Source organism: Mesorhizobium sp. M4A.F.Ca.ET.020.02.1.1, from assembly GCF_004022645.1.
Lineage (GTDB): Bacteria > Pseudomonadota > Alphaproteobacteria > Rhizobiales > Rhizobiaceae > Mesorhizobium.
The window spans coordinates 1-4,414 of sequence record NZ_RZOI01000525.1; the positions used below are offsets into that span (position 1 = coordinate 1).

Below are 4,414 nucleotides of genomic sequence, written 5' to 3' on the forward strand. Positions count from 1 at the left end.
CCAGCGCCGAGACGGTGATGGCGGTGCCGATCGACATGGCGAACACCGACAGCAGGCCGCCGAGCCAGAGCCCGTTGAGCAGGGCGAAGCTCAGCACGATCAGCGCGCCGGAGCAGGGGCGGATGCCGACGGCCGCCACCGCCGACCATGCCGTGCGCCAGTCGAAATTGTCGCCCGACAGCAGCGCCGGATCGGGGGCGTGCGAATGGCCGCAGGTCTCGCAGACCTCGCCGGCGGCGTGGTCATGATGGTGATGATCGTGGCCGGCGTGATCATGCGCGCCATGATCGTGATGATGGTGATCGTGTGCGCCGTGGCCATGCGAATGGTGGGCTGCATTATCGTGATCATGGTCGTGAGCATGAAGCGCGTGCGCATGGGCATGTGCAGCGTGCGAGTGCCCCGCGTGGGAATGGCCGGCATGCGAGTGACTGGCATGGGCGGCTGACAGGCTGTAGGCGGGACCGGCGCCGAACAGGCGGCGGATGGCGGGGCCCGCCTTGCGCCAGAGCAGCCAGGCGCCGAACAGGGTGACCAGCACATAGCTCGAGATTTCCAGGAACCACGCCGCATCGGTCATCGACACCGTGGTGCCGCGCAGCACAAAATAGGCAAGCATCATGACCACGACCGCCGTCAGGCCCTGCAGCAGCGCCGAGACGAAGGACAGCATGATGCCGCGCTTCAACGCCACTTCATTGGCCACCATATAGGACGAGATCACCGCCTTGCCGTGGCCGGGGCCGGCGGCATGGAAGATGCCATAGGCGAAGGAGAGGCCGATCAGCAGCCACAGCTTGCTGCCGTCCTCGCGCATCGCTTTCATGGCGACGGCGAGCGAATGGTAGAATTCCTGCTGCCTGAGATTGATCCACATCAGGATGTGGGCGAAGGGCCCGGAGGTGGAGGGCGCCGTGCCGTCATTGGTGCCGATGCCGAGCGAGCTCTGGGCGTGGGCGACATCCGGCAGATGGGTGATCACCAGGGTGGCGGCCGCTAGGCCGAGCGCCAAACGCAGCGACGGTTTCATCACCGGATCTATCCTTCTGGCGAGCAGTTCAGTTCGAGCTTTGTGGCGAAGATCTTGCTCATGTCGGTGCCTGTCGGATCGTTGAAGAACGCTTCCGTCAGGGACTTCTGGTTCTCGGCGATCGCCTCGTCCGGATCGGGGCGGATGACCTTCTTGGTGCAGGTCGAGGGCAGGCCCTCCACGGTGAGGTTCGCATCGTCGGTGAAGTCGATCGCGGTATAGAAGGTGGGGTCATAGACGCCGATGTCGATCTTGCCGGCGAGCCTGATCGGAACCTTGGGCTCGGATTCGAACAGGATGATCAGCTGGTCGTTGTCGAAATTGGCCATGAGATGTGGAGGAGGGGTCATCGCCACGTCCTTGCCGTCCTGGGTGACGAGCTGGAAATAGTTGAACTCCGCCAACGAAGAATGGACGGTGTCGGCCACTTCCTTCAGCTCCTTGTCGTCAAGCTTCAGGTCGGAGTTCTTGTCGAACTCCATCATCACCGTACTCGAAAACAGGTCGTCAAAACGCCAGAGATGGCGCAACGCCTTCACACTTTGGTGATCCTCGCTGAGGATGACGTCGAGGCGAGCCTCGGCGAAGACGTGCGGATGCACTTCGGCCGGTTCGACCGCCGCGAAGGTCGCCGCCATGGCCGAAGCCAGCATGATTGCTTGCCGTTTCAGGTGCATTGCGGATGGCGATTCCATGGGATTGGGACGACTGTCGAGAGTTACCAGAAAGGGGGCGAAATTGGGACCGTGTCAGGCGCTTTCGCGTGTCTTGAACCACTGCACCAGGAAATCGACAAAGACGCGCACCTTTGCCGGCAGATAGCGCCGGTGCGGATAGACGGCGAAGATGCCGCTGCCGGAGAGCAGGCGGTCGTCCAATGCCGTCACCAGCCGGCCGCTCTCGATCTCGGGGATAGCGATGAAATCGGGCAGCATGGTGAAGCCAAGGCCGGCAACGGCCGCGGCCCTCGCGGTCATCGGGCTGTTGACCTCGATCGGGCCGGAGACCGACACGCTCATCGTGTCGCCGGCGTCGCCTTTGAACGGCCAGTTGGTCAGCCAGCGGCCATTGGTGTCGATGATGCAGGGGATGCGGGCGAGGTCCTGCGGACGCATCGGCATGCCGTGCTTGGCGATCAGGTCCGGCGATGCGCACAGCCTGACAGAAAAGGGCGCAAGGCGCCTTGCGATCAGCGAGGAGTTCTCCAGCCTGGAGATGCGCACGGCGAGGTCGAAGCCCTCCTCGACCAGGTCGACGAAACGGTCATCGAGATGGATGTCGAGCACGATGTCGGGATGCTCCTTGGCGAAGTCGATCAGCGACTGGCCGATCGGCGCGTCGGCGAAGGTGCGCGCCGCCGAAAGCTTGATGCGGCCGCGCACATCGCCGGAGGATTCGCGCACCGCATCGGCCAGACTGTCGACCTCGCGCACGATCTCGGAGGCGCGCCTGTAGTAGGTATGGCCGGCCTCGGTCATCGAGAACTGCCTGGTGGTGCGGTTCAGGAGCAAGGCGCCTAGCTCGTCCTCCAGCTCGCGCACATATTTCGACAGCAACGCCTTGGAGCGACCGATCTTGCGCGCGGCGGCCGAAAAGCCTTCGGCCTCGACGACGTCGATGAAGGCGCGCATGCGGGTCAGCGTGTCCATGGCTCAGGCCTTTCGTGCGGCGTCGAGGAGTTTGCGGCCGAGCCGTATCAGGGCGACGTCGCTTCCGGAAGGGCCGAGCAGTGACAGCCCGAACGGGGCGCCGTCGACCGATCCGAGCGGCAGCGTGATCTGCGGGAAACCGGAGAGGCCGGAGAGGCACAATAGATGCAGTGCCCTTTCGCGGTAGGTCTGCAGCTGTTCCGGCGCGCTCTTGACGAGCGGCGCCGCGCCCGGAACCGTCGGCAGGACGAGAAAGCCATGGCTGCCGAGCAGGGCGGCGAGCTCGGCGCGGAAGGCCAGCCGGCGCGCCTCTTCGGTTGCGACCGTCCTGGCATCGACGGCTCGGCCAAAAGCGAAACGCTCGTCGACGCCCGGCCCGAGACCGCGCTCGCCGCTGCTGATCCAGTCGCCATGCTCCTGCCATGCCTCGAAGGCCTGCAGGCGGCGAAAGCACCAATAGAGCTCGTCGGGGAAGGAGGCGAAACTGTACTCCACCTGCGCCGGCTCGCCGATGACGGAAGCGGCGAGCGCCTTCATTCTGGTATATTCGGTGGCCTCGGCCGTGCCCGACACTAAGGCGTCCAGCCAGCCGATCGACAGCGGCCGGTTGAGCCCATGCTGGTGCGGGTCGCGGCCGAGGAGCAGCTTGCCGACCGCCTCATAGGTTTCGATGTCGTCGGCGAACCAGCCGAAGGTGTCGAAGCTCGGCGCGAGCTTCATGGCGCCGTCGAGCGATATGCGGCCATGCGTAGTGCGCAGCCCGATCAGGCCGCAAAACCTAGCCGGGGCGCGGATCGAGCCGCCGGTGTCTGAGCCGGTGGCGATGTCGGCGAGCTTGCCCGCCACCGCCGCCGCTGATCCCGACGACGAGCCGCCGGTGACGCGCTCGGGCGCGGCCGGGTTCACCGGGAAGGGAAAATGCGCGTTCTGGCCCATCAGCGAGAAGGCAAGCTCGTCGGTCTGGGTCTTGCCGACGAATCGCGCGCCGGCGTCGAGAATGATCTGTACCGCCGGAGCGGTTTGCGAGGCGGCGTGGGCGTCGGCGAATTTGCCCGGATTGCCGCAGCCGGTGCGGTAGCCGGCGACGTCGTAGATGTCCTTGACGGCCAGCCGCAGCCCTGCCAGCGGGCCCAGTTCCGCATGCGCGACAGGCATTTGGCGAAGGTTGAGGAAGGCGTTGAACGGTCCGTGCGTGCCTGTCATCGTTCGATATCCGGATACGGTATTCCGTAGATTGTTCGATGCCGGAAATTTTACAACCGCAGCTTACGATTTTTATTGATTGTGAAATCCATCGCTCCTATATCGCGCTTGCCCAAAGTCGCACGTGCCTGTGGGTGTCCGCCGATCCTCGAATGGTGAGGGCAATCGGTAAGGTAACTGGAGCCAACCACTCCAGTCGGTCAGTGGCCAACCACAAGATCGAGGACACCTTGAAGCAACGACGGTGCGGGCCTTTCTGGTTCTCTTCCGGTTGTCCAAAGACCGGGGTTACTAAAGAGGCACACCTTCATTGCCGGCAGTGCGGACGGGTCTCCCATCCAAGCCAAGGCAGACAAAGCGAACCGAGGCCGGGCAAGGCCAAGGTTCACCGCCGCGAGACGGCATTTCATGGTTCCGGGGTCTCCACCGGCTGGTTCCATGGATTTTCCGTCCCGCCTTTGTCCACCGCGTGTTCGCGAGGCCGACAGCCCGCGTCCCGCAGCCTTATTGCGCGCCGAAAGGCGTTATGGAG

At 64.3% G+C, this 4,414-nt stretch carries 4 protein-coding genes; all 4 read right to left on the reverse strand.

Annotation, left to right across the window (positions count from 1 at the left end; genetic code table 11):
* Nucleotides 1-1,030: nickel/cobalt transporter (locus EN742_RS25780; RefSeq protein ID WP_189375593.1), on the reverse strand; the 1,030-nt coding region annotated here is incomplete at its 3' end.
* Between the two features lie 8 nt (nt 1,031-1,038).
* On the reverse strand, nt 1,039-1,707 hold the full coding sequence (locus EN742_RS25785; protein WP_127407375.1) for a DUF1007 family protein: 669 nt from the start codon (nt 1,705-1,707) through the stop codon (nt 1,039-1,041).
* 72 nt (nt 1,708-1,779) lie between these two features.
* Nucleotides 1,780-2,679, reverse strand: a complete 900-nt coding sequence (locus tag EN742_RS25790; protein WP_126058446.1) for a LysR family transcriptional regulator — start codon at nt 2,677-2,679, stop codon at nt 1,780-1,782.
* 3 nt (nt 2,680-2,682) lie between these two features.
* A complete protein-coding gene (locus tag EN742_RS25795) occupies nt 2,683-3,882 on the reverse strand; it encodes an amidase (protein ID WP_128333429.1) in 1,200 nt (399 codons plus the stop codon).
* Between the last annotated feature and the right edge of the window lie 532 nt (nt 3,883-4,414).

Bases quoted from the DNA above. Each gene is read 5' to 3' on its own strand.
- EN742_RS25790 (WP_126058446.1), bottom strand. From the start codon at position 2,679: ATGGACACGCTGACCCGCATGCGCGCCTTCATCGACGTCGTCGAGGCC.
- EN742_RS25785 (WP_127407375.1), bottom strand. From the start codon at position 1,707: ATGCACCTGAAACGGCAAGCAATCATGCTGGCTTCGGCCATGGCGGCG.
- EN742_RS25795 (WP_128333429.1), bottom strand. From the start codon at position 3,882: ATGACAGGCACGCACGGACCGTTCAACGCCTTCCTCAACCTTCGCCAA.